Origin of the sequence: Veillonella parvula (genome assembly GCF_047241225.1) — a bacterium.
Classification (GTDB): domain Bacteria; phylum Bacillota; class Negativicutes; order Veillonellales; family Veillonellaceae; genus Veillonella; species Veillonella parvula_O.
On sequence record NZ_JBKTIE010000003.1, the window covers coordinates 272,872 to 294,729 of the forward strand.

Annotated in this window: 21 protein-coding genes; 19 read left to right on the plus strand and 2 right to left on the minus strand. The window is 39.7% G+C overall.

Annotated features, from left to right (window positions below; translation table 11 throughout):
- Position 1: 1 nt before the first annotated feature.
- From ACLRYO_RS07260 to ACLRYO_RS07270, 3 genes are all read left to right on the plus strand, one after another.
- Positions 2–1,453, plus strand: coding sequence for a nicotinate phosphoribosyltransferase (locus ACLRYO_RS07260; RefSeq protein ID WP_118091037.1), 1,452 nt, complete (start codon positions 2–4; stop codon positions 1,451–1,453).
- A gap of 8 nt (positions 1,454–1,461) precedes the next feature.
- A complete protein-coding gene (gene nadE / locus ACLRYO_RS07265; protein ID WP_278473107.1) occupies positions 1,462–2,229 on the plus strand; it encodes an NAD(+) synthase in 768 nt (255 codons plus the stop codon).
- A gap of 186 nt (positions 2,230–2,415) precedes the next feature.
- Positions 2,416–3,393 (plus strand): asparaginase, encoded by a 978-nt coding sequence (locus ACLRYO_RS07270; protein ID WP_004697824.1) that lies wholly within the window; start codon positions 2,416–2,418, stop codon positions 3,391–3,393.
- Between the two features lie 275 nt (positions 3,394–3,668).
- Here ACLRYO_RS07270 and ACLRYO_RS07275 read toward each other — a convergent pair whose 3' ends face one another.
- Positions 3,669–4,445, minus strand: a complete 777-nt coding sequence (locus tag ACLRYO_RS07275; protein WP_004697710.1) for an adenosylcobinamide amidohydrolase — start codon at positions 4,443–4,445, stop codon at positions 3,669–3,671.
- A gap of 175 nt (positions 4,446–4,620) precedes the next feature.
- Between ACLRYO_RS07275 and ACLRYO_RS07280 the strand changes: the two genes are divergently transcribed.
- Genes ACLRYO_RS07280 through yfbR form a run of 3 tightly spaced genes read left to right on the plus strand, consistent with a single transcriptional unit; the run spans position 4,621 to position 7,079 of the window.
- Positions 4,621–5,580, plus strand: coding sequence for a mechanosensitive ion channel family protein (locus tag ACLRYO_RS07280; protein ID WP_101928735.1), 960 nt, complete (start codon positions 4,621–4,623; stop codon positions 5,578–5,580).
- Positions 5,581–5,605: 25 nt separating this feature from the next.
- A complete protein-coding gene (locus tag ACLRYO_RS07285) occupies positions 5,606–6,463 on the plus strand; it encodes a D-alanyl-D-alanine carboxypeptidase family protein (protein ID WP_101928736.1) in 858 nt (285 codons plus the stop codon).
- Positions 6,464–6,488: 25 nt separating this feature from the next.
- On the plus strand, positions 6,489–7,079 hold the full coding sequence (gene yfbR, locus ACLRYO_RS07290) for a 5'-deoxynucleotidase (RefSeq protein ID WP_038125773.1): 591 nt from the start codon (positions 6,489–6,491) through the stop codon (positions 7,077–7,079).
- A 195-nt stretch (positions 7,080–7,274) separates the two neighbouring features.
- Here yfbR and ACLRYO_RS07295 read toward each other — a convergent pair whose 3' ends face one another.
- On the minus strand, positions 7,275–8,159 hold the full coding sequence (locus tag ACLRYO_RS07295) for an epoxyqueuosine reductase (protein ID WP_101928737.1): 885 nt from the start codon (positions 8,157–8,159) through the stop codon (positions 7,275–7,277).
- Between the two features lie 155 nt (positions 8,160–8,314).
- On the opposite strand from ACLRYO_RS07295, the gene ACLRYO_RS07300 reads away from it, so the two are divergent.
- The 13 genes from ACLRYO_RS07300 (at position 8,315) to ACLRYO_RS07360 (ending at position 21,784) form a co-directional block, all read left to right on the plus strand.
- Entirely contained in the window at positions 8,315–9,097 is a 783-nt protein-coding gene (locus tag ACLRYO_RS07300; RefSeq protein WP_101928738.1) for an FAD binding domain-containing protein, read from the plus strand.
- Positions 9,097–9,549 carry a (2Fe-2S)-binding protein gene (locus tag ACLRYO_RS07305; protein WP_004693892.1) on the plus strand — a complete coding sequence of 151 codons (453 nt, stop codon included), beginning with the start codon at positions 9,097–9,099 and terminating at the stop codon, positions 9,547–9,549. The genes ACLRYO_RS07300 and ACLRYO_RS07305 overlap by 1 nt, the downstream gene beginning before the upstream one ends.
- Positions 9,549–11,846, plus strand: a complete 2,298-nt coding sequence (locus ACLRYO_RS07310; protein WP_413084793.1) for a xanthine dehydrogenase family protein molybdopterin-binding subunit — start codon at positions 9,549–9,551, stop codon at positions 11,844–11,846. The genes ACLRYO_RS07305 and ACLRYO_RS07310 overlap by 1 nt, the downstream gene beginning before the upstream one ends.
- Before the next feature lie 41 nt (positions 11,847–11,887).
- Positions 11,888–12,646 carry a selenium cofactor biosynthesis protein YqeC gene (gene yqeC, locus ACLRYO_RS07315; RefSeq protein WP_008715366.1) on the plus strand — a complete coding sequence of 253 codons (759 nt, stop codon included), beginning with the start codon at positions 11,888–11,890 and terminating at the stop codon, positions 12,644–12,646.
- Between the two features lie 6 nt (positions 12,647–12,652).
- Positions 12,653–13,375, plus strand: coding sequence for a nucleotidyltransferase family protein (locus ACLRYO_RS07320; protein WP_195213483.1), 723 nt, complete (start codon positions 12,653–12,655; stop codon positions 13,373–13,375).
- Positions 13,372–14,184, plus strand: a complete 813-nt coding sequence (yqeB, locus tag ACLRYO_RS07325; protein ID WP_008602932.1) for a selenium-dependent molybdenum cofactor biosynthesis protein YqeB — start codon at positions 13,372–13,374, stop codon at positions 14,182–14,184. The genes ACLRYO_RS07320 and yqeB overlap by 4 nt, the downstream gene beginning before the upstream one ends.
- On the plus strand, positions 14,168–14,896 hold the full coding sequence (locus ACLRYO_RS07330; RefSeq protein WP_008602931.1) for an XdhC family protein: 729 nt from the start codon (positions 14,168–14,170) through the stop codon (positions 14,894–14,896). Before yqeB ends, ACLRYO_RS07330 begins: the two co-directional genes overlap by 17 nt.
- A complete protein-coding gene (locus tag ACLRYO_RS07335; RefSeq protein WP_012863865.1) occupies positions 14,886–15,200 on the plus strand; it encodes an XdhC family protein in 315 nt (104 codons plus the stop codon). Before ACLRYO_RS07330 ends, ACLRYO_RS07335 begins: the two co-directional genes overlap by 11 nt.
- Before the next feature lie 116 nt (positions 15,201–15,316).
- Positions 15,317–16,129 (plus strand): diadenylate cyclase CdaA, encoded by an 813-nt coding sequence (gene cdaA, locus ACLRYO_RS07340; RefSeq protein WP_012863866.1) that lies wholly within the window; start codon positions 15,317–15,319, stop codon positions 16,127–16,129.
- Positions 16,126–17,052 (plus strand): YbbR-like domain-containing protein, encoded by a 927-nt coding sequence (locus ACLRYO_RS07345; protein ID WP_012863867.1) that lies wholly within the window; start codon positions 16,126–16,128, stop codon positions 17,050–17,052. The genes cdaA and ACLRYO_RS07345 overlap by 4 nt, the downstream gene beginning before the upstream one ends.
- Positions 17,053–17,268: 216 nt before the next feature.
- On the plus strand, positions 17,269–18,867 hold the full coding sequence (locus ACLRYO_RS07350; protein WP_221741365.1) for an NAD(P)/FAD-dependent oxidoreductase: 1,599 nt from the start codon (positions 17,269–17,271) through the stop codon (positions 18,865–18,867).
- Positions 18,868–19,053: 186 nt separating this feature from the next.
- A complete protein-coding gene (glmM, locus tag ACLRYO_RS07355) occupies positions 19,054–20,406 on the plus strand; it encodes a phosphoglucosamine mutase (protein WP_413084794.1) in 1,353 nt (450 codons plus the stop codon).
- Positions 20,407–20,773: 367 nt separating this feature from the next.
- Positions 20,774–21,784 (plus strand): hypothetical protein, encoded by a 1,011-nt coding sequence (locus ACLRYO_RS07360; RefSeq protein WP_413084795.1) that lies wholly within the window; start codon positions 20,774–20,776, stop codon positions 21,782–21,784.
- Positions 21,785–21,858 lie beyond the last annotated feature (74 nt).

A 21,858-nucleotide genomic window follows, 5' to 3' on the forward strand; every position in this document is an offset into this window, starting at 1 on the left:
AATGCAACATGAAAGCCGCAATATTAGCATGCTTATGGATTTTTATGAGATGACTATGGCACATGGCTACTTTACAAAATTAAAAAATGTGGATCGCGTCGCATTTGATGTTTTCTTTAGACGTAATCCAGACAAGGGCGGTTTTGCTATTTTTGGTGGTCTCGAACAAATCGTTGAGTACATTTTAAATTTACACTTTGATGAAAGTGATATCTCTTATTTACGGAGTCAGGGTATTTTTAGTGAAGAATTTTTAGCATATCTAAAAGATTTCTCTTTCACCGGTGATGTATATGCCTTCCCAGAAGGTTCTATCATCTATCCTAATGAACCTGTAATTACAATTGTGGCGCCTCTCATAGATGCACAAATCGTAGAAACTGCAGTGCTTACTATGATGAACCATCAATCTCTTATCGCCACAAAAGCTAATCGCATCGTTCGCGCTGCGGATGGGCGTATTGTGGCTGACTTTGGTGCTCGTCGTGCACATAATGTAGACGCAGCCGTATACGGTGCAAGAGCCGCTTATATTGGTGGTGTTCAGTCCACTGCAACCGTTTTAGCAGGGCAACAATTTGGCATTCCTGTCAGCGGTACTATGGCGCATAGTTGGGTCATGTACTATGGCTCTGAATACGATGCTTTCAAAGCCTATGCTGAAGTGTATCCAGATAATGCAGTATTCCTTGTTGATACTTATGATGTGTTAAACTCTGGCGTGCCCAATGCTATTAAGGTAGCAAAGGATGTATTAGAGCCAATGGGGAAACGCTTAAAAGGAATTCGCCTAGATTCTGGTGACCTTGCGTATTTGGCGAAAAAAGCGCGGCGCATGCTAGATGATGCAGGCTTAGAAGATTGTAAAATTATGGCATCTAATAGTCTAGATGAGTATACAATCACATCTTTGCTCATACAAGGTGGCCCTATTGATATTTTTGGTGTAGGGGAACGCCTCATTACCTCTAAGAGTGACCCCGTATTTGGTGCGGTATATAAAATTGCTAGCATCGAGAAAGATGGTATGTGGGAACCTCGTATCAAGATTTCTGAAAGTGTAGAAAAAATTACTAATCCAGGTCTTAAAAAGGTATATCGTGTTTATAATGATAAAGGTCGTGCGATTGCAGATCTATTAACATTGTTGAGAGAGGTACCTGATACAGAGGAACCATATCGTTATATCGATCCTGAGCAACCTTGGCGTGAATTATATTTTGAAAATTGTACTTTTAAAGAGATGAAGCAGCTTATTATCAAGGATGGTAAATTAGTTGTGGACTTACCAACACTAGAGGAAATTCGAGCATATGTGCAAGATCAATTAGCTAATGAAATTTGGCCTGAAGAGCAACGCTTTGAAAATCCACATCGTCACTACCTTGATATGAGTCCTAGCTACTATCAATTGAAGATGGATTTATTGAACCGTATTTATCGGAAAAAGTAGGAGGGCCTATGTTAGAAAATCCACAAGCTACAAAGGATGCCCTCATTCAATGGATTCGAGATTATTTTGGTAAAAATGGTCCTAACTGTAGTGCTGTAGTTGGTATTTCAGGTGGTAAGGACTCGACTATCGTGGCAGCTCTTTGCAAAGAAGCTCTCGGTGCAGATCGCGTAGTTGGTGTTCTTATGCCAAATGGAGTGCAATCGGATATTGATGATGCTCAGGCAGTGGTAAATTATTTAGGAATTCCGCACATGACGGTCAATATTGGTGCTGCCTATGAGGCGCTAACTCATGCTATCGTTCAGGCTAAGGGGTATGATGTTGTAACGGGGAGAACCGATTTATCTAAAGATGCTGCCATTAATACGCCGCCTCGTCTCCGGATGGCAACTCTCTATGCAGTAGGACAAAATTTACCAAATGGTGCTCGTGTAGCAAATACTTGTAATGGATCTGAAGACTACGTAGGATACTCTACAAAATACGGAGATAGTGCAGGTGATTTTAGCCCTCTCGCACAACTCGTAGTAGAAGAAGTTCGTCAAATAGGAAAACTTCTTGATATTCCATTGCACCTAGTTGATAAGGTGCCAAGTGATGGTCTTAGTGGTCAGTCCGATGAGGATAAATTGGGATTTACCTATGCTATACTGGATCGTTATATCAGAACTGGTGAAATTGAAGATCAGCCAACAAAAGAGCGAATCGACTATCTGAATCGAATTAATAAACATAAATTGGAGTTGATGCCATCATTTGACCCAAAGCTTTAATTGATAAGGCAGAAATCTCGATTTATAGAGATGAATCCATGAATCTATAGGGGCGAAGCCATAAAATAAGATAAAATAATTTTTTAGAATATAATAAGGCTGGCCATTATTGACCAGCCTTATTGAATCGTACTTAGTTTAAATTTAATAACAATAATTATTTTATAGTTTTATAGTGGAGGTAATATGGATACAAAAATTGCTTTGATTGGTACTGGAGGAACTATTGCAGGAAAAGGTACTTCAAATACTGATTTAACAGGCTATACGGCAGGGGTGTTAGGACTTGACAAAATCTTAGCCTCCGTACCTGGTACAAAACCGTATGGTCCTTATACATATACTCAGTTTAGTAATATTGAAAGCTCCGATATTACCGTAAATCACTGGTTAGAACTTTCTAAGTTGGTGCAAAAATTGGTTAATCGAGATGATATCGGTGGTGTTGTTATTACTCATGGCACAGATAGCATGGAGGAGACGGCATATTTTCTGAATCTGACAGTTCATACAGACAAGCCAATTGTTATTACTGGATCTATGAGACCCGCAGGTGCTATTAGTGCAGACGGGCCAATTAATTTATTGCAAGCTATCCAAGTAGCGAGAACACCATCGTCTGTAGGTAAAGGTGTGATAGTCGTATTAAATGGCTACATTGATGGGGCAAGGGATGTATCTAAATGCAACACTACTAATGTAGCGACTTTTGATAGTCCATTAGTGGGGCATCTTGGTATTGTACAAGATGGTGTTGCCCACTATTATAAAGTGTCTACTCGACGTCATACTCAAGACTCTGTATTTGATGTGAGTAAATTGTCTGAGTTACCTCGTGTAGTTATAATGACCTGCTATGGTGGTATGGATGATATGGTGCCTATGAGTGTAGTTGCTACAAATCCTGACGGTTTAATTTTAACAGGTCTTGGTCATGGTACAATCCCACAAAACGTACGTCAAATCACACAGAATACAAAGTTTCCAACGGTACGTGCTTCTCGTACCGGTAGTGGTATGGTATCTGCAGTGCCACAAGATGCACTGGCAAACTATCTAGTATGTGATACTTTAAGTCCACAAAAAGCGCGTATTTTATTGATGCTAGGGCTTACAAAAACTAAAAATCTTAAAAAGTTACAACAATTCTTCCATGAATATTAAAGGCACATAATACTCATGGAACATATGAAACATAATAATTCTTTGAATCTAATAATTAATTTGAAAAATTTGAGAAAATATCTCAAATTTTAATTTGATATTCATTTTCAAAAATTATACTATATGTAACAGTTTTATATGCAATAAACCGCACATTCCGATCGCCTAGGATGTGCGGTTTTTCATTTGTATTATATTTTTCATATATGAGTGGGGTATTGAATAATAATTTTTGGGGTATCATTCTAGATATTTTTGTATATTACAAAATAGGATTATTCAGCGCCGATAGCATTTTCTAGTGCTCTTTGTACGCCTACATAGACGGCCTTGGCTAAGGTGTCTCCAAATAGTGAAAAGGAACCAGCATCTGTTAAGATATCTCCATTTGTATCAATGGTGAGAATGATACCATCTGTAGAGGTACCTGTGGCAGATGTTTTTCGTTCTTTTGTAATTGCATCAGGAATGTCTTCATTAATAAACGGATGGAGGCGTACGCTTTCAACATTCCAATCTTGAAGGGCTGCGGTTTTTGCTTCGGTAATTGTCATAACAGCTTTTACCATAGCGCTATCTGTTAAAGCTTTATTTGTAAATACGAGGATATTGATTGTGCCTGGCACTATGAAGTCTCCATCACGCTCTTCGTAACAATAGCCTGTACCTGCGCGATGTGCCGTTTTTTCATAGCCTGCAGTCACGATAGTTTCCACAATAGTATCATGTTCTTCAACTTTGGCATAGGCGTGTAGATGCATTGTGGCAGACGTGAGAAGTGCTGTACTAAAATGAACAGGAGTATCAATATGTTCAAATTCTTGAGCCAAATAATCGGCTACAGAGCCACCGGGTAAATCTTTTTCTGTTTCGATTTGATATGTTAGCTGTTGGTTGCGTACCGCTAGCGTATGGTGATAGCCACCATTTAATTGTCCGCTCGAAAGAGAATAGTGGATATCGTCAAAGTGTACCGTAACGGAGTGTAACTCTCTAGTTACATAGCCTCCAGTAGCGAGCTCTTGGGGTGCTTCGTATAGATTTTTGAACATGTAAGTCTCCCTAGTTTTATGATTGTTATATATGGAATATAACGATATAATATCTTTATTATCGTATTGCGAATGCATATGTAAAATTATAGCATATATGTTTACTGTTATTATATTGACATTATGTTGAGACGTATATTTGTTATTGTATAGATTTATATTATGGATGGTTATTATGGCTAATTTCTTAAGTGCTATTTCTGAATTTCTTTTTAAAGACGCTAATATATTAATTCAAATGAGGGACTGGTTCTTTGCACAAGCTGGAAATATCTTATTAGCGTTAATTTTATTTTGGATAGGGCGATATGCTATTAAATGGGTAAAAGCTTTTGCTGTTCGCATTATGACAAAAGCTTCCTATGACTCAGCAGCAATGAGCTTTATCACTCAAATTATTAATTACGCCTTGCTAGTAGGGTTAGTATTGATTTGCTTAAACCAAATTGGTGTTCCTACAACATCTTTTATAGCTGCTTTTGGTGCTTTTGGTTTAGGTATTGGTCTCTCCTTACAGAATAACCTTTCTAATTTAGCATCTGGTTTATTAATTCTTATCTTCAAGCCTTTTAGAGCGGGTCACGTTATTCAGGTAGGTGATGTAGTCGGCAGTGTTAAATCAATCCAATTTATGTATACAGTTATTACTACAAAAGATCAAAAGAATGTATACATACCTAACTCTCTTCTTACATCACAAGCTGTAACTAACATTGTTTATACTACAGAACGGGTTATCCCATTTACGTTTGACATTGGTTATAATAATGATCATCATGAAGCAATAAAAATCTTAAAAAATATTTTTGCAGCAGATAAACGTGTCCTTAATCCGAAGAATATGGAAATAGGTATCTCTGAATTTGGAGATAATTCTGTACGAATTGCCGCTTATGCTCGTGTTAAGTCGAAGGATTTCCTCGCTGTTCAATACGGCATTATGTCTGATGTAAAAGATGCTTTTGATAAATATGGCATCGACATTCCATATCCTCAGCGTGTAGTATATATTCAAAATGATCCTCAACATGTAGTATATATTCAAAATGTAGATACATCGACAGGTGAAATTAAAGGGACAAAGAAAAAAGCAACTACTACAAATGTAGAAATAGATAATAGTCTTGAAAGTTAGGATACTGGAAGGTAGAACGAGAGTGATGACACTTTTAACGACGAATATTCATATATTTTATAAGAAATTGGTATTGGCCATAACTTTTATAGGAATCGTATTTATAGGTGCTGGTGTTGCTCAAGCTGCATACATTACACCTCCTTCTACTGTTGGTGAGGCCGTAGTCCTTATTGATGCAGATACAAAAGAAATTTTATTTGCAAAGAATCCAGATAAGTGGATGCATCCAGCTAGTACTACGAAAATGGTTACCTTGTTAACTGCTTTAGAACTAAAGGGAACACAGCTTGATGAATTAGCTACGATAAGTAGCTATGCAACGAGCATGGAAGAATCAAACCTAGGGGTTCGCGTAGGCGATCAGATTACATTGGAAGGTGTTCTTGAAGGTATGATGGTTGCTAGTGGCAATGATGCGGCCGTTGTAGTAGCCGAAAATGTAAGCGGTTCTGTAGATAAATTTGCTAAGGATATGACTCGTATTGCTGCAAAAGCGGGTGCAAAGAATAGTGTGTTCTTGAATCCTCATGGATTAACACAAAAGGGTCACCATTCTACGGCTCGTGATTTAGCGATGATTGCAGCGTACGGCATGAAATACCAAATGTTCCGTGACAAGGTTGCTAATGATTATTACAAGGTGCCGTATCAAAACCGTGCACCAGAAACAATTCGTACTACAAACCATTTTATTCGCAATAAATATCCAGGTGCGAATGGCTTGAAAACAGGTTTTACAAACGCAGCAGGAGAATGTTTGATTGCGTCTGCCACACGGAAGGGACATACTATGATTGTAGTTATGCTTAATGATGATAATCGTTGGGAAGAAGCTGTACAATTCCTTGATTATGGATTTAAACTCCGTGGGGTAATTTAAGGACCTATTGTGTAATGGGGGACATATGAGTTCATTTTTTGCATTTTTAAAACGCATGCGCTTTATCAATCGATGGAGCCTCATGCGAAATACGGAAATAGAAAATATTCAAGAACATAGCCTTGAAGTGGCTATGGTAGCGCATAACTTAGGGGCCATAAAAAATGAATACTTCGGTGGGAATGTAGATATCAATAAGGTAGCTGTCATAGCTATGTATCATGAGGTGAGCGAAATCTTTACAGGAGATATGCCGACACCAATCAAGTATTTTGATCCAAAGTTGCGGGAACTGTATGGTGAGGTTGAAACTTTGGCGCAAGAAAAAATGCTATCAACCTTGCCAGACCGGTTACAATCTGTTTATAAGCCTATACTTGTTGATGCAGAAACTAGTCCAGAATGGCCTCTCGTTAAGGCTGCCGATACAATTTCAGCCTATATGAAATGCGTCAAAGAGCTCAAGGCAGGGAATGATGAGTTTAAAGAGGCACATGACTCTATCTTAGCTAAGTTGAAAACTCTAAATATGCCTGAGGTAGATATGTTTATTGAATTATATATCCCTGCTCTTGGTAAGAGTTTGGATGAGTTGAACTATTACGAAATTAAATAACTACTAAAAGAGACGACTTCTTGAGCTGTACCCCAAAAATTGGACACAATTTTGAAGGTATAGTTCATTTGGGCCGTCTCTTTTTGATTCTAAAGATTTGTAGATTATGTTGCTAATGCTTTATCAAATTTTTGTTAGTTTGTTTAATAATAATTATTATAAGCGTATTTGTTAATTATTATCCCTTATTGAATATTATAGTTTACTTTTCCTATCTATAATCTCTTGATTTCTCATTAGTATTTTTTTACCTCGCCACGAGAAGGCTCGATGGCCATATTTTGCTTTGAATTCTTTGTTCGTTAGTGCTTCCAGTTCGTCTATATTGACATACGGTTCTATCTGTTGGAATTCTGGGATGGGCGTAGTTGGAATATTTTTGTTGTGGGGGCATACCTCTTGGCACACATCACAACCAAATACGAGTGGTGTTTTAGCGAGAATATGTTCCTCTTTATCGGTGAGTTCTCCTTTTTTCTGCGTCAAGAAGCTTTTACAAGTGTTGTATTTAAAATCGTCATGGCCTAAACATTGACCTAAGCACGCTGTAATACAACGATTGCATCCCATGCAGGACTGCTCAAGAGGGGTATTTGGTTTGAGTTCTAGTGTTGTTAAAATCGTACCAATAACGACATAAGAACCCCATTTAGGGCTGATAAAACAGTTGTTCTTTCCGTAAAAGCCGAGACCTGCTAAGTAGGCCATGTACCGATCTGCTAAAGGAGAGGTGTCGCAATGAATGGAGAACTGAGCCGAGTCATCAATTATTTGTAATCTTTCAATAAGACGTTCTAAATATTCATTAATGACCAGGTGATAATCTGTTGACCATGTATAGCGCGATAGATTGGCATGGCCTTTGTGTTGTACATGGTACGGGAATAGACAAACGATGGCACTTTTGGGCATAAACCGAGTCGTTCCTAGTAGTCTTGCCTCTACATCTGCCGTAGTAAAGGGGCATGGGTTGCTTTCAAATAAAATAGTTTTGGCCTGTTCAGGCAGTGGCCATGAGGCAATTCCAAATTCATAAATATGTAATTCTTTGCAAATTTCCTGTAAATTTATATCTTTCATCGTAGATTTAGTGGTAAATAATTGGTAAAATAAAAGTATAAGAAATGCGTGGGATTCTATAGATTTTTATTAGGTTTGTAGTTTGGTGACAACTGTATTTTTATAGTTAGCACCGTAATTCTGTTAGTATTAGTATACCATTGAGAGGACAGATTATGTTAGCATTTATGAAAGTATTACAACCGAAGACGGTGGAAGAGGCTTATGAATTAGCCACAAAGAACAAAACTGCTCCTATGCTAGCAGGCGGCTGTTGGCTGCGTCTAGGACGACGAACTTGGCCATCGGTGATTGATATGGCGAGTCTTGATTTGCGTTATGTTCGTGAAGAAGATAAGGAGTTTGTAATTGGCGCTATGGCGACACAAGGAGATGTGGAACGCTTTGAGCCTTTACAACAATTTTGCGGCGGTGCCGTAGTTAAAGGCGTTAAGGAGATTCTTGGTGTTCAATTTAGAAATACTGCTACCATGGGCGGTTCTGTAGCAAGTAAATTTGGATTCTCAGATATCATTCCTGCTTTATTGGCAGTGCATGCAGACATCGTTACCTTTAAAGGTGGTCGTATGTCCATGCAAGACTATATGACATATAGAGAACGTGATATTCTCGTGGAGATTCGCATCCCTAAAGTAGATGCAGCTGTAGCTGTTGAAGCACTTCGCATCTCTCGTGGTGATTTCCCGTTGTTGACAGGTGCTCTTCGCCATGATGAAAAAGGCGTTGAATTGTATATCGGTACAAGACCTGGTGTACCTCAATTAGCTGTTAAAGCAAGTGCTTTGCTTTCAGAAAAAGGATTATCTGCCGCAAAAGAAGCAGGTCAATTGGCATCTGAAGAACTAGTGTATCAATCTAACTCTCATGCGTCCAAAGAATATCGCATGGAAATGGTAAAAGCAATGGTTCAACGCTTAGCTAAGGAGGTGGCACAATAATGGAACTCGTACTTAATATTAATAACAAAAATGTAACTGTTAATGTGCCAACTGATGAGATGTTACTAGACACATTGCGTAATCTTGGCTATTACAGTGTCCGCTGTGGCTGTGATACCACAAACTGTGGCCTTTGTACTGTATGGGTGGATGACGAAATTATTTTGTCCTGTGCTTATCCTACATTTCGTGCGCCAGGCCATAAGATTACTACATTAGAAGGTTTACAAGAGGAAGCTGAATTATTGGCGGCTTGCATCGCAAGTGAAGGCGCAGATCAGTGTGGTTTTTGTACAACCGGCATGATGATGAGTGCTATCAATTTGAAACGCAAAAATCCAAAGGCTAGCGATGATGAGATTCGCGAATACCTCATAGGTAACTTATGTCGCTGTACTGGTTATGAATCACAACTTCGAGGAGTTCGTAAATTCTTAGAAGGAGGCCTATAATGATGAACAAGCATATTGGTAAGTCCTATGACAAAGTTGACTCCAAAGGTATTTTGTCTGGTAAACCGTCTTATACTGGCGATTTTGTTCCCAAAGATGCGCTCGTTATTAAGGCTCTTCGTAGTCCTCATGCTCAGGCGCGCATCAAATCTATTGATACATCTAAAGCCAAATTGATTCCTGGCGTAGAAGCTATTTTTACTTATGAAGATGTGCCTAATACGCGATTCACATTAGCAGGTCAAACATATCCAGAGCCATCCGCTTATGATGCGCTCATCTTGGACCCTGTAGTTCGCTATGTTGGAGACGAAGTTGCTCTCATCGTAGCAAAAGATGAGGCTACAGCGCTTAAAGCAATGCCGCTTATCAAGGTTGAATACGAAGTACAGAAACCTGTACTTGATATGCACACTGCTATCGATCATGAAACTATAGTACATCCTGAGGATGATATTCATAACAATATCCCTGTAGGTCAAGATTACAAACGTAATATTTGCGTATCCTATCACAAACGGGTAGGAGATGTGGAAGCAGAACTTGCTAAATGTGATTACGTGACAGAAGGTACATACTTTGACCAGGCCACACGCCAAACAGCGATGGAACCATTCCAAAGCTTTGGATATATAGATGCGCTAGGTCGTGTCGTTATCGTATCCTCTACGCAAATCGTATTCCATGTACGCCGTCATATCGCTCGTGCACTTGGTATTCCGGCTACAAAAGTCCGTGTTATTAAACCTCGTATCGGTGGAGGTTTCGGCTCTAAACAAACGGCTTGTACAGAAATTATGACGGCCTTTGTAGCGTGGACATTGAAAAAAACTTGTTATCTCTTATACGATCGTACAGAAGCACAAACTTGCTCTACTACACGTCATGCTCGTGAATGGAAAATCCGTGTAGGTGCTACAAAAGATGGCATTATTAAAGTTATTGATATGGACTCCATTACAGCCGCTGGTGCACATGCAACTCATTGCTTCACTACTACAACGGCTGGCGAACATAAATCTGTACCTTTATACAACAAAGCGACTGCTGTTCATTATGGTACAGAAGGTGTGTATACTAATCAAACTCCGGGTGGTGCTTTCCGTGGGTATGGTGCAACAGAAGCATTGTGGCCATTAGAATGTGCAGTAAACCAGTTAGCTGATAAGATGGGGATTGATCCCGCTGAATTACGTCAGAAGAACTTAATAGCGGAAGGTGAACAAAGCTTAGTATATGCTCCAGATGAATATCTTGATTCTGGTCTTTTCCAAGATACTGTAAATCGCGTAAAAGAAATGGCTCGTTGGGATGAACGCCCTCATTCTTGGGATATCAATGAGCGCTATCGCGGTGGACTTGGCATGGCTTTAGCATTACAAGGCTCTGGTGTCGCAAATATCGATGTAGCGTCTGTTGAAATTCGCCTTGGTGACGATGGTAATTATACATTGTATACTGGGTCTTCTGATATGGGCATGGGGTCTAATACCGTATTGACTCAAATGGCCTGTGAAGTAATCGGCTGTCCTATGGAATATATGACTGTTATTGAATCAGATACAGATATCGTACCATTCGATCCAGGGTCTTACGCATCTAGTACAACCTATGTAACAGGTACTGCTGCTAAGATGGCGGCAGAAGAATTGCGCACTAAGATTATTGCTAAATTTGCTCAATTCTTTGAAACCGACGTTGAAAACGTTGACTTTGACGGCGTTGTAGCTACCACGAAAGACGGCTCCAAAACAATGGATATCCATCAATTGGCACCAAAATTATTAGTTGGTGCTAATGCGGAGCAATTGTCTGGTTTCGCTACATGGGGCAGTCATACGTCTCCACCTCCATTTATGGCATCTATTGCTGAGGTAAAGGTAGATAAACAAACCGGTAAGGTTATTCCTCTTCATTTCTATTCTTGTGTTGATTGCGGTACTGTTATCAACCCTAAATTGGCTCGCGTTCAAGTTGAGGGTGGTGTGGTACAAGCTATCGGGATGGCTTTATATGAAGATGTACGCTATTCCAACAATGGTCGTTTGGAAACAAATAATCTTATGACTTATAAAATCCCAACCCGTCAGGATATTGGTGAATTACATACAGACTTTGTAGAATCTTACGAGCCTACAGGTGGCTTCGGAGCTAAATCTATTGGTGAGGTTGTCATCAATACGGGGTGCCCTGCTATCCAACATGCCATTAAAAATGCAGTTGGTGCGGATATTCGTACATTACCTATGACACCTGAGAAGGTATTTATGGCTATGGACGAGAAATATAAAGTATAGAGATTTCTAGTTCCTTTTACTTTCTAAGGAGGCCTGGTTCTATGACATCACAAACATCCTATTGGAATCGATTGATTCAGCCGGGAATTGTTGCCCTTGTTGGGGCAGGCGGTAAAACGACTGTGCTTTCAAAACTAGTAGAATATGGACGGCTGAAAGGTCAGCCCATCGTAGTTACGACTACGACTCGACTTTATGAGTCTCAGGTGGCTCATTATGAACCGATTTATACTCGTAATATTAATGAAGCTGATGAGTATTGTACTGACCGACTTTTACGTGGCTATTGTGGTGCGTGGTTCGCTGGAATTACAGGAACAAAAGTAGACTCTTTAGATTGTGATCTCATCGATGGTTTATCCAAGTTACATCCCAATTGGCAAATTGTTGTAGAAGCAGATGGGGCGAAGGAAAAATGGCTCAAGGCACCTAAGATGACCGAACCTGTCATTCCATCTCTTACAAAGACTACGATTGGCCTCGTGAATCTACAAATGCTAGGGGCCCCATTAGATGATGAGCACGTACATAATATCGAGCTGGTTCAAGATATTGTAAAACGTGATATGGGGGCTATTGTAACTCCTCGTATGTTGGCTGATCTTGTTTTGCATAGGCAAGGTTTATTCCAATACAGTAAAGGTAAGAAAATATTATTCTGTACTGGTTATGAAACAGTGCAACATCGCATTATCGATGATTTTATTGATCATATTGTTGATAGTGATATTACGGCTATCATTTTGGCTGATGGATATAAAGCAAGTTGTGAAATCCGTCGCATTATTCAATGTCGGTAGGTACTCATGACTATTATGAAAGCAAATTGTAACACCGCTTTTAGTCCCATGAGAGACCCCATAGACCGTCATCCTTTGCATATTGGCATTGTCCTCCTTGTGGGAGGACAATCCAAGCGTATGGGATGTAATAAGCAACTCTTGCCCTGGCGTGGTAAGACTGTTCTAGATGCGGTCTGTGGGGCTCTTCAAGGTGGATGGGGTGGACAGGTGGCTTCTACTGTATCGTATAGGCTACCTTTTGTGGCGGTTACTGGTGATGATCATGAGAAATTAGAACCAATTGTCACAAACTATGGTTTTGAAGCCATTCGAAATGACCATCCTGAACTAGGGCAAGGCGTATCCATAGCGATGGGAGTACGTCATTTGATGAATACGTCATCCATACCGCTAGACGGTATTCTCTGTTCAGTAGGAGATCAACCACTTCTGACGAGTGCTGTTGTACACGAGGTCATTCGTGCGTTTAATGAAAACTTTCATCCGAAAACTATCGTCGTTCCACATTATGGGGCAAATTATCACTCGGGAAATCCCGTTCTCTTTGGTTCTCATTGGTTTGATTATTTACAACAGATTCAAGGGGATCAAGGGGGGAAGACCATTATTCATGGTGATGGTAAAGCCCATGTCGTGAAATTATGGATTAGTGATGATATTGGCGACGATATCGATACACCCGATGATTTTGAGCGTTTGAAACATCGTGAAAGTGAGGCATTATGAAACCATTGGTACTCATGCGTGGAGGCGGAGACATTGCTTCCGGCGCTGTATATAGATTGAGACGGGCGGGCTATCCCGTTGTAATTAGTGAAATAGCGATTCCTACCATGATTCGCCGCGAAGTATGTTACGGTAATGCGGTTCATCGTGGAGAAATGATTTTGGAACGTTTTGTTGCTCGTCATGTGTCTCTTAGTGAAGTGAAGGATACATTGGCACAGGAAATCATCCCCGTTGTCACTAGCTCATATGAGGAATTATTGGACACTTTAAAACCAGAGATTGTAGTCGATGCTATTTTGAGTAAAAAGAATCTTGGTACAAAACGGGATGATGCAGATCTCGTTATCGGTGTGGGCCCTGGATTTATTGCTGGAGAAGATGTAGATGTAGTCATTGAAACGATGCGTGGTCATTCATTAGGTCGCTGTATCTATGATGGACCAGCTCAACCTAATACAGGTATCCCTGGAAATGTAGGTGGCTACACTCATGAGCGTGTTATTCATTCTCCAAAGGCTGGACTATTTACAGCAAAACGTCATATTGGGGATTCTGTACAAGCTAATGAAGTAATTGGTTATGTTGATGAAGAACCAGTAAGAGCGAAAATTACAGGTATTCTACGAGGCATTTTAAAAAGTGGGCTCATCGTATCAGATCATTTTAAGTTGGCTGATGTGGATGCTCGTTGTGAAGAGTCTCATTGCTATAGTATTTCAGATAAATCCCTTGCTGTCGGTGGAGGTGTATTAGAGGCTGTTACCGCTTGGGATTATGAAAGGAATCTAGATGGAAACAATTTATGATGTGATGAAAGATCGTCTACAGGTTACTGAAACTACTGTGATGGTTACCGTTCTATCCGGTCCTCGTCAAGGGGATAAGACTATTTATGCTGAAGATGGAAGGGTTCTATACGGAACTCCTATTGAAGGGTTTACTGTAGATAAAGCAAAGCTAAATTCTCTATGCATGGTAGGCGAAATGGAGTGTTTCGTACAACCTGTAGAAAATGATCCGTCAGTTCTCGTATTAGGCGCAGGTCATGTTAGCCGAGCTATTACAGATTTGCTGTTGTTTATTGGATGTCGTGTTACAGTCGTAGATGACCGTCCAGAATATGTAGTTCCTGAATTCTTTGATGAACGTGTCATACGTAAATGCTTACCTTTAGAAAACTTCAAGAACGATTTACCTCTTGATGAATATACTGGTTTTATCATTGTGACACGTGCTCATGAGTACGATAATATATGCTTAGAACAATTACGAGGGTACTTGCCTACCTATATGGGCGTTATGGGTAGCCAAAAACGCATCCATCACGCTTTTGAAGTGTTGCGTGAGCAGGGATGGACTCAAGATGAGTTAGATATGGTATATGCGCCTATTGGGCTAGATTTAGGAGCTCAAACGCCTGAGGAAATTGCATTATCTATCGTTAGTGAATATTTGGCAGTGGTACGTGGTAAAAAAGGCGGCTCATTGCGGAAAGGTAGAGTGATCCATGAATCGTGAGTTTATTGAATATCTTAGTGAACGTAAAAACGAAACCTTAGCAGTAGCGACTATTTTATATACTCGTGGATCCACACCTCGTAAAGCTGGTACATCTATGGTTGTATTTCCTGATGGATCTATTTTTGGCACTATTGGCGGCGGTCGTGCAGAAAATGAAATCCGCCTAAGTGCTGTGGACTCCTTGAATAAAAAAGAAGCTCACCGTCGTATTGATGTTCTCCTTGATGATGACGTAGCTGTTAAAGAAGGCATGGTCTGTGGGGGCCAAATGGATGTATGGATTGAAACACAAAACATCTAATAAAATCTCATTCAGCGTTTGTTTATAAATTTACAGTACTCTCAAAATGAGTTAAAATATAAGGTACAGTCAAAGAATTGATTGTACCTTATTATTTTGTATAAGGAGCTATTTTTATGCATATTGACGCACTTATACATACCTTTAGGCTTCTTGATATTGTTGATATCATAATCGTTGCCATTGGTATTTACTATTTATATAAATTGCTTAAAGATACGAGGGCCGTTTCTCTTTTAAAAGGTCTCGTCATGTTGGCAATTTTAAATTTATTGAGTCATTTATTAAATCTATACGTTATCAACTGGATTTTGCAACAAAGTATGACCGTTCTTCTCTTTGCGTTACCGGTTGTATTCCAACCAGAATTGCGTCGTGCTCTAGAACAATTGGGGCGTGGACGAATTTTCAGCAAGGCACAAAATGTAAACGAAGAAGAAATGGATATGGCCATTAATGAAGTAATGGCTGCGGCTCGCGTTATGTCTCGTGAACATACGGGGGCACTTATCGTTTTTGAACGTGAAGTAGGTCTCAATGACTTTGTAGATACTGGTATTCTTATCGATGCTGTATTGAGCCGCGAGTTGATTAAAAATATCTTTGTTCCTAGTACACCGCTTCATGATGGGGCCTTGATTATTCGTGATGGGCGAATTCGTGCAGCAGGCTGTTTGCTGCCGTTGACTGAGGACCGCACATTGAGTACTGAACTAGGTACACGTCACCGTGCAGCTATTGGCTTGTCTGAGCAAACTGACGCTGTTGTAATAGTTGTCAGTGAGGAAACAGGGACCATTTCTTATACATATGGCGGTCATATTTATCGCCATTTACCAGAGGATCAAATTAAAGAGGCATTGCGCACCTTTATGGAACGCCCTCGTCAAACCATTACTAGTATGTGGAAATGGAGGGCAAATAAATGATGATTCATTTGAAACGCAATTGGCCTGCTAAATTATTATCCTTGTTAGCAGCTATCGTCATGTGGTTCTTTATTATGCGCGATCAGAACCCTGTGATGGAAGTAACCTACACAATACCTGTACAGGTTCAAAATCTCAATTCTGGCTATATCATAGAAGATGCACCAGATGTGGTCCGTGTTGTTCTGGCTGGTCCACGAGATACCATTATGTCTATGAAATCAGATAATTTACGAGCTTATATTGATGCATCCGGTGTAAAACCAGGTCAAAATAATGTAACTATTAATTTTACTCCTCCGGCAGGAATGAATCTTGTGGAGGTTAAACCAGATACCATCACCATCAATGTTGATGAATATGCAGAGAAAACGATTCCTGTTGAAATAGTTCCAATCGGTAAGTTCTCTGATGATATTGCTTTGAAATCGGTAACGATTGTGCCGAAAGAGGTAACTGTTTCTGGTCGTAAGCAACAAGTTAATGCAGTGAGCAAGGTTGTCATGAAAGTCAATGTGGCTGGTCAAACGAAGAACTTTAGCGCTGTTAGTACCTTAGAAGCTTGGGATACGGCAGGTAATGTACTAGATGTACATATTAATCCAAACCAAGGTCAAGCACAATATGAACTTAACTTATTACGTAAAGAAAAGGCGGTTCCTATTACTGTTCCGACTGTTGGTACAGTAGCAGAGGGTTATGAAGTTAAATCTACGTCTGCTACACCAACGCAACTAACGGTTACTGGTCGTGAAGAAATGATTGATTCCGTTACAGAAATACAAACAGAACCTATTGATGTGTCGGGTGCTACTGAAACTGTACAGGGTAACTATAATTTAGTATTACCGAATGGTGTTAATAGCAATACCACAACGGTACGGGTGAAAGTAGAAATACAAAAGAAAGTACTTAATGGATGATAAGTTTTTTATGAGGCTTTGAAATCTTGCGATGAAGACCCTAATAGAGTGAATATTTCTCTATTAGGGCCTTTTTATGATTTATATATTAGCTTTTATAGTAGTGTTGTATAATAAAGATGTATAACTATTTTCTTACAGATCAAGTGGTAAAGAATTTTGGTCAAAGATTAAAGAAGTAGGCTCGCCTAAAAGGGAGGCTTTAATAGGAAAGATATGATTAGAATAATAAATCTCCGCGTAGCTGTTACGGTTAAGTCGGATATCAAAAGTATTGTAGAAAAGAAATATCCCCCGTTACGTGGCGCTATCGAAACGATTCATGTTGTTCGACGTGCCGTAGATGCTCGTAAGAAGCCAAACATTGTTTTTGTATATACTCTATTCATTGAGGTTCATAATGAAGCTCAAGTCATGAAAAAGCTTGGTAAAGAAAAGGATGTATCTGTATTTGCTGCAGAAGATCCAGAACCTATTGTTTTTGGGTCCGTACCATTAGCTCATCGTCCTGTTGTTATGGGCTTTGGCCCTGCGGGGATGCTTGCAGCCTTTTACCTAGCTCGTGAAGGCTATCGCCCAATCGTGCTTGAACGCGGTCAAGATGTAGATACACGTAGTCATGATGTAGAAACATTTTGGAAAAAGGGCATATTTAAACCTGAATCCAACGTACAATTTGGGGAAGGTGGCGCAGGAACTTTTTCCGATGGTAAGTTGACAACTCGCATTACCCATCCGCGTTTACATGAGATATCTAAATACTTTGTTGAGTTTGGTGCGCCTGAAGAAATATTATATAAACATAAACCTCACGTAGGTACAGATAAATTGCGTACTATGGTAAAAGCCATGCGTGAGCGCATCATCGAATGGGGTGGTGAAGTCCGTTTTGGTTCTAAGGTAACGGATTTGTTTATTGAAAATGACCGTATCGTAGGCGTTGAAGTTAATGGTAGTGAGCGTATTGATACGACTGTTGTTTTGTCTGGTGTAGGACATAGTGCGCGTGACACATACGAGATGCTTCATAAACGCAATGTGGAAATGACGGCAAAACCCTTTGCTATCGGTGTTCGTATTGAACATGATCAAGCTGTAATCGATGAGTCCCAATATGGCGTGGAACCATCTAGCTTGGGCCTCGGTGCAGCAGAATACTCCCTCGTGTACCATGATAAAGAAACAGGCCGTACTGCGTATAGCTTCTGTATGTGCCCAGGAGGTCAAGTAGTAGCATCTGCCTCTGAAGAAGGTGGCGTTGTCGTAAATGGCATGAGCTTATACGCTCGGAACAGCGGTGTTGCTAATAGTGCTATCGTGGTTAACGTAGGTCCAGATGACTTTGGTACTCATCCATTAGATGGCGTTGCATTCCAACGAGAATGGGAACAAAAGGCCTATGAGTTGGGCGGATCTAATTTCCATGCACCTGCACAAACAGTAGGGCAGTTTTTAGGGCTTTCACAAGCACCTAGTGTACAAAATAGTATATATAGCTACGAGCCAGGTGTCGTGAATTGCGATTTACATGATTGCTTGCCACCGTTCGTCACATCCGTATTAGAGCGGGCCTTGCCATACTGGGGTCGTCGTATCCGTGGATTCGATAATCCTGCGGTGTGTATGACAGGCGTTGAAACGCGCACCTCTGCACCGCTTCGTATGGGACGCAATGAAGAACGCATTTCTCCTACTGTAGGAGGTTTCTATCCTATGGGTGAAGGGGCTGGCTATGCAGGGGGAATTATGAGTGCTGCCCTTGATGGCGCGGAAACAGCCATTTTATGTATGGCAAAATACGCTAAACCTAATTAGTGGGGAATTATACTGATGAATTGAATTACAGTATAGATTCATACTATTTATGTAATATAGATGTGACTTTATAGTAGGTATGCTTTCTATATTGTGATATAATACACAACAGTAATTATTGAAATGATACACACGGTAGATATATAGACTTGTGAAACTTTCACAAATCCTTAGAGGAGGATAATTATGGCTCGTTTATTTGGTACAGATGGTGTACGTGGTGTTGTTAATGAGTTTTTAACGCCAGAATTAGCCTATCATTTAGGTCGTGCGGCAGGAACGCATTTTGGTAAGGAAAAGGAACATCCTACGTTCTTGATTGGTCGCGATACGCGAATTTCTGGTTCTATGCTTGAAAGTGCATTAGCAGCGGGCATTTGTTCTGTTGGCGGTAATGTAGTGATTGCAGGCGTTATCCCAACTCCAGCAGTAGCGTACCTTGTACGTCAACAAGGGTTTGATGCGGGTGCTGTTATTTCTGCATCTCACAATCCATATCCAGATAATGGCATTAAATTCTTTGATAGCAATGGCTATAAATTACCTGATGAAGTGGAAGATGAATTGGAAAAATATGTTCGTCAAAGTGCAGATAATGAATTAGCACGTCCTACAGGGGATGGTATAGGTAAAATTGAGTTTAATAGTAACTTGGCTCATTTATATGCTCACTTTGTACGTCACACAATTGATACGTCCCTTGAAGGGTTGACTATCGTTTATGATGGTGCCAATGGTGCCGCGTCTAGTGTAGGTCCAGAAATTTTGTCTGGACTAGGGGCTAAAGTCATCAATATTAATGTGAATCCAGATGGCTTGAACATCAATCATCACTGTGGTTCTACGCATATCGAAGGATTGCAAGTAGCTGTGCAACAATATAATGCAGACCTTGGTATTGCTAATGATGGCGATGCTGACCGCTGTTTATTGGTTGATGAAAAAGGTCAAGTTCTCGATGGCGATCAAATTATGTTGTTATGCGCTCTTAAGTTGAAAGAAGAAGGCAAACTTAAAGGTGATACCATAGTTGGTACCGTTATGAGTAATATCGGATTCCATAAAGCAGCAGAAGAACTTGGTATGAAAACGGTTTCCACTGCTGTTGGTGATCGATATGTATTGGAATACATGCGTGAACATAATCTTTCCGTTGGTGGTGAACAATCTGGTCATGTAATCTTTTTAGATCACAATACCACTGGTGACGGCATGTTAACAGCTGTTCAAGTGGCGGCTCTTATAAAGGAGAAAAAGCAACCTCTTTCTGAATTGGCCGGCATTATGACAAAATACCCACAAGTTCTTGTAAATGTTCGTGTAGCTACAAAAACTGGCTGGGAAGACAATGACCTCATCAAAGCTGCTATCGTAACAGCTGAAGGAGAACTTGGTGACGAAGGTCGCGTACTTGTACGTGCCTCTGGTACAGAACCACTCATTCGCGTTATGGCAGAAGGTCCAGACCAAGAAACATTACAATCATTATGTGAAGAAATCGCTGATATTATCGGTAGAGAACAAGGGTTAGCTGAATAACTCTTGATGAGTAGTTTGATACCATTCCGTTTGGTTCCATTCTACAACTTTTATATTAAAGGTATACCCTCCTATATATGTCCCTTTGCTCCGTCCTACGTAAAGTCGCTGCAGGAACATATATAGGAGGGTATTTATTTTATATTTATTTAGGATGATTACCGAATGGAACCGTCACTATTGCGCGGTCATTTCTACTCATAAGAGTTATTTCGGGTATGGAGAGGCCGATAGCAGAGATGATGTAATTCATCTCTTAGATAGTTAAGAGATGGGATGGTGCTTTGCAAATACGTACATAGGGCATGATTTATGTTATTATAGCTATATAGTTTAAATTGTATTGGTTTAATAGTTAAGGTGTAATATGAAAAATATAAATCAAGGGGAGGCTGAGATTCTCCTTAATGAGTGCCCGAATAGTGTTGATTCTGCTTGTGAGCTTGCAGATGCTGAGTCACAAGCATGGAGAGAGAAAAATTCACAGCTTATCTTGGAGGAGTTCTTAGCAAAATATAGCGATGAATTAAATGATGTTGAAAAAGCTAAAGTTTATACTAATTTGGCATTTTATTATAATGATGAGGGCAATATAAAAGAATATGAGTATCTATCTGCAGCGGTAAAGCTAAACTCTCCATATATAGAGACCTACCGAGGGCTGGCTTTATATCATTTTACATCTTATGCAGAAAAGGGCTCAGTAGAGGAATTGGAGAGAAGCTTACTGACTTATGAAAAGGGACGAAGCATATCAGATAATTATGAAATGAACTTTGGCTATGCGGTATGTTTATTTGAACTCAAAGAATATGAAAAAGCAAAGACCATTTTTGTGCAGTTACTTGAAAACTGTCCAAATAGAATGCGATTACTTCTTTGTATAGCTTATTGTGATGTGTATTTAGGAAATAAAATCCAATCCCTTGATTATTTGAAGAAAATTAAGATTGGTGGAGATCCTGCATATCAGCGAGATGATGAAATTTGGGAGTTTGATATCTTTAATGCTTATTATGTATTAGATGAGTACAAATTATTCTTAGAAGAATGTGAAAAGGCTAAAAGCTCTTGTGACCTAAATTACGGCCCTTATTATTTTGGCCTTTGGACTATGAACCAATATGACCAATTCCATCTAGAAGTGGACAAGCAACGAACAGAAATATTGGCATGCATTGAAAATGCAAAAATGGACGAAGACTTTGATAGCGAAGAAGAAAAGCAGGACTATATCAAAAGCTGGGAAGATGATTTAGAGAATCTAAATTTGTTGGAACATAAAATTAAAGATGAAAACTACAAGCCTATGGTTGAATTAAAACTGTGGCCTATATATGGCTGCTATTTAATAGACTGTTTAATTCATAATTTATAATACGCTAACTTCATAGTGATAGAGTTAAAGAATATTTATATAGTTGAAGTTTTATAGTTTTGATTGAAAAAGAA

What these genes read in the sequence shown, in the direction of transcription:
- ACLRYO_RS07260 (WP_118091037.1), top strand. Translation starts at nt 2, where the DNA reads ATGCAACATGAAAGCCGCAATATTAGCATGCTTATGGATTTTTATGAG.
- nadE (WP_278473107.1), top strand. Translation starts at nt 1,462, where the DNA reads ATGTTAGAAAATCCACAAGCTACAAAGGATGCCCTCATTCAATGGATT.
- ACLRYO_RS07270 (WP_004697824.1), top strand. Translation starts at nt 2,416, where the DNA reads ATGGATACAAAAATTGCTTTGATTGGTACTGGAGGAACTATTGCAGGA.
- ACLRYO_RS07275 (WP_004697710.1), bottom strand. Translation starts at nt 4,445, where the DNA reads ATGTTCAAAAATCTATACGAAGCACCCCAAGAGCTCGCTACTGGAGGC.
- ACLRYO_RS07280 (WP_101928735.1), top strand. Translation starts at nt 4,621, where the DNA reads ATGGCTAATTTCTTAAGTGCTATTTCTGAATTTCTTTTTAAAGACGCT.
- ACLRYO_RS07285 (WP_101928736.1), top strand. Translation starts at nt 5,606, where the DNA reads ATGACACTTTTAACGACGAATATTCATATATTTTATAAGAAATTGGTA.
- yfbR (WP_038125773.1), top strand. Translation starts at nt 6,489, where the DNA reads ATGAGTTCATTTTTTGCATTTTTAAAACGCATGCGCTTTATCAATCGA.
- ACLRYO_RS07295 (WP_101928737.1), bottom strand. Translation starts at nt 8,159, where the DNA reads ATGAAAGATATAAATTTACAGGAAATTTGCAAAGAATTACATATTTAT.
- ACLRYO_RS07300 (WP_101928738.1), top strand. Translation starts at nt 8,315, where the DNA reads ATGTTAGCATTTATGAAAGTATTACAACCGAAGACGGTGGAAGAGGCT.
- ACLRYO_RS07305 (WP_004693892.1), top strand. Translation starts at nt 9,097, where the DNA reads ATGGAACTCGTACTTAATATTAATAACAAAAATGTAACTGTTAATGTG.
- ACLRYO_RS07310 (WP_413084793.1), top strand. Translation starts at nt 9,549, where the DNA reads ATGATGAACAAGCATATTGGTAAGTCCTATGACAAAGTTGACTCCAAA.
- yqeC (WP_008715366.1), top strand. Translation starts at nt 11,888, where the DNA reads ATGACATCACAAACATCCTATTGGAATCGATTGATTCAGCCGGGAATT.
- ACLRYO_RS07320 (WP_195213483.1), top strand. Translation starts at nt 12,653, where the DNA reads ATGACTATTATGAAAGCAAATTGTAACACCGCTTTTAGTCCCATGAGA.
- yqeB (WP_008602932.1), top strand. Translation starts at nt 13,372, where the DNA reads ATGAAACCATTGGTACTCATGCGTGGAGGCGGAGACATTGCTTCCGGC.
- ACLRYO_RS07330 (WP_008602931.1), top strand. Translation starts at nt 14,168, where the DNA reads ATGGAAACAATTTATGATGTGATGAAAGATCGTCTACAGGTTACTGAA.
- ACLRYO_RS07335 (WP_012863865.1), top strand. Translation starts at nt 14,886, where the DNA reads ATGAATCGTGAGTTTATTGAATATCTTAGTGAACGTAAAAACGAAACC.
- cdaA (WP_012863866.1), top strand. Translation starts at nt 15,317, where the DNA reads ATGCATATTGACGCACTTATACATACCTTTAGGCTTCTTGATATTGTT.
- ACLRYO_RS07345 (WP_012863867.1), top strand. Translation starts at nt 16,126, where the DNA reads ATGATGATTCATTTGAAACGCAATTGGCCTGCTAAATTATTATCCTTG.
- ACLRYO_RS07350 (WP_221741365.1), top strand. Translation starts at nt 17,269, where the DNA reads ATGATTAGAATAATAAATCTCCGCGTAGCTGTTACGGTTAAGTCGGAT.
- glmM (WP_413084794.1), top strand. Translation starts at nt 19,054, where the DNA reads ATGGCTCGTTTATTTGGTACAGATGGTGTACGTGGTGTTGTTAATGAG.
- ACLRYO_RS07360 (WP_413084795.1), top strand. Translation starts at nt 20,774, where the DNA reads ATGAAAAATATAAATCAAGGGGAGGCTGAGATTCTCCTTAATGAGTGC.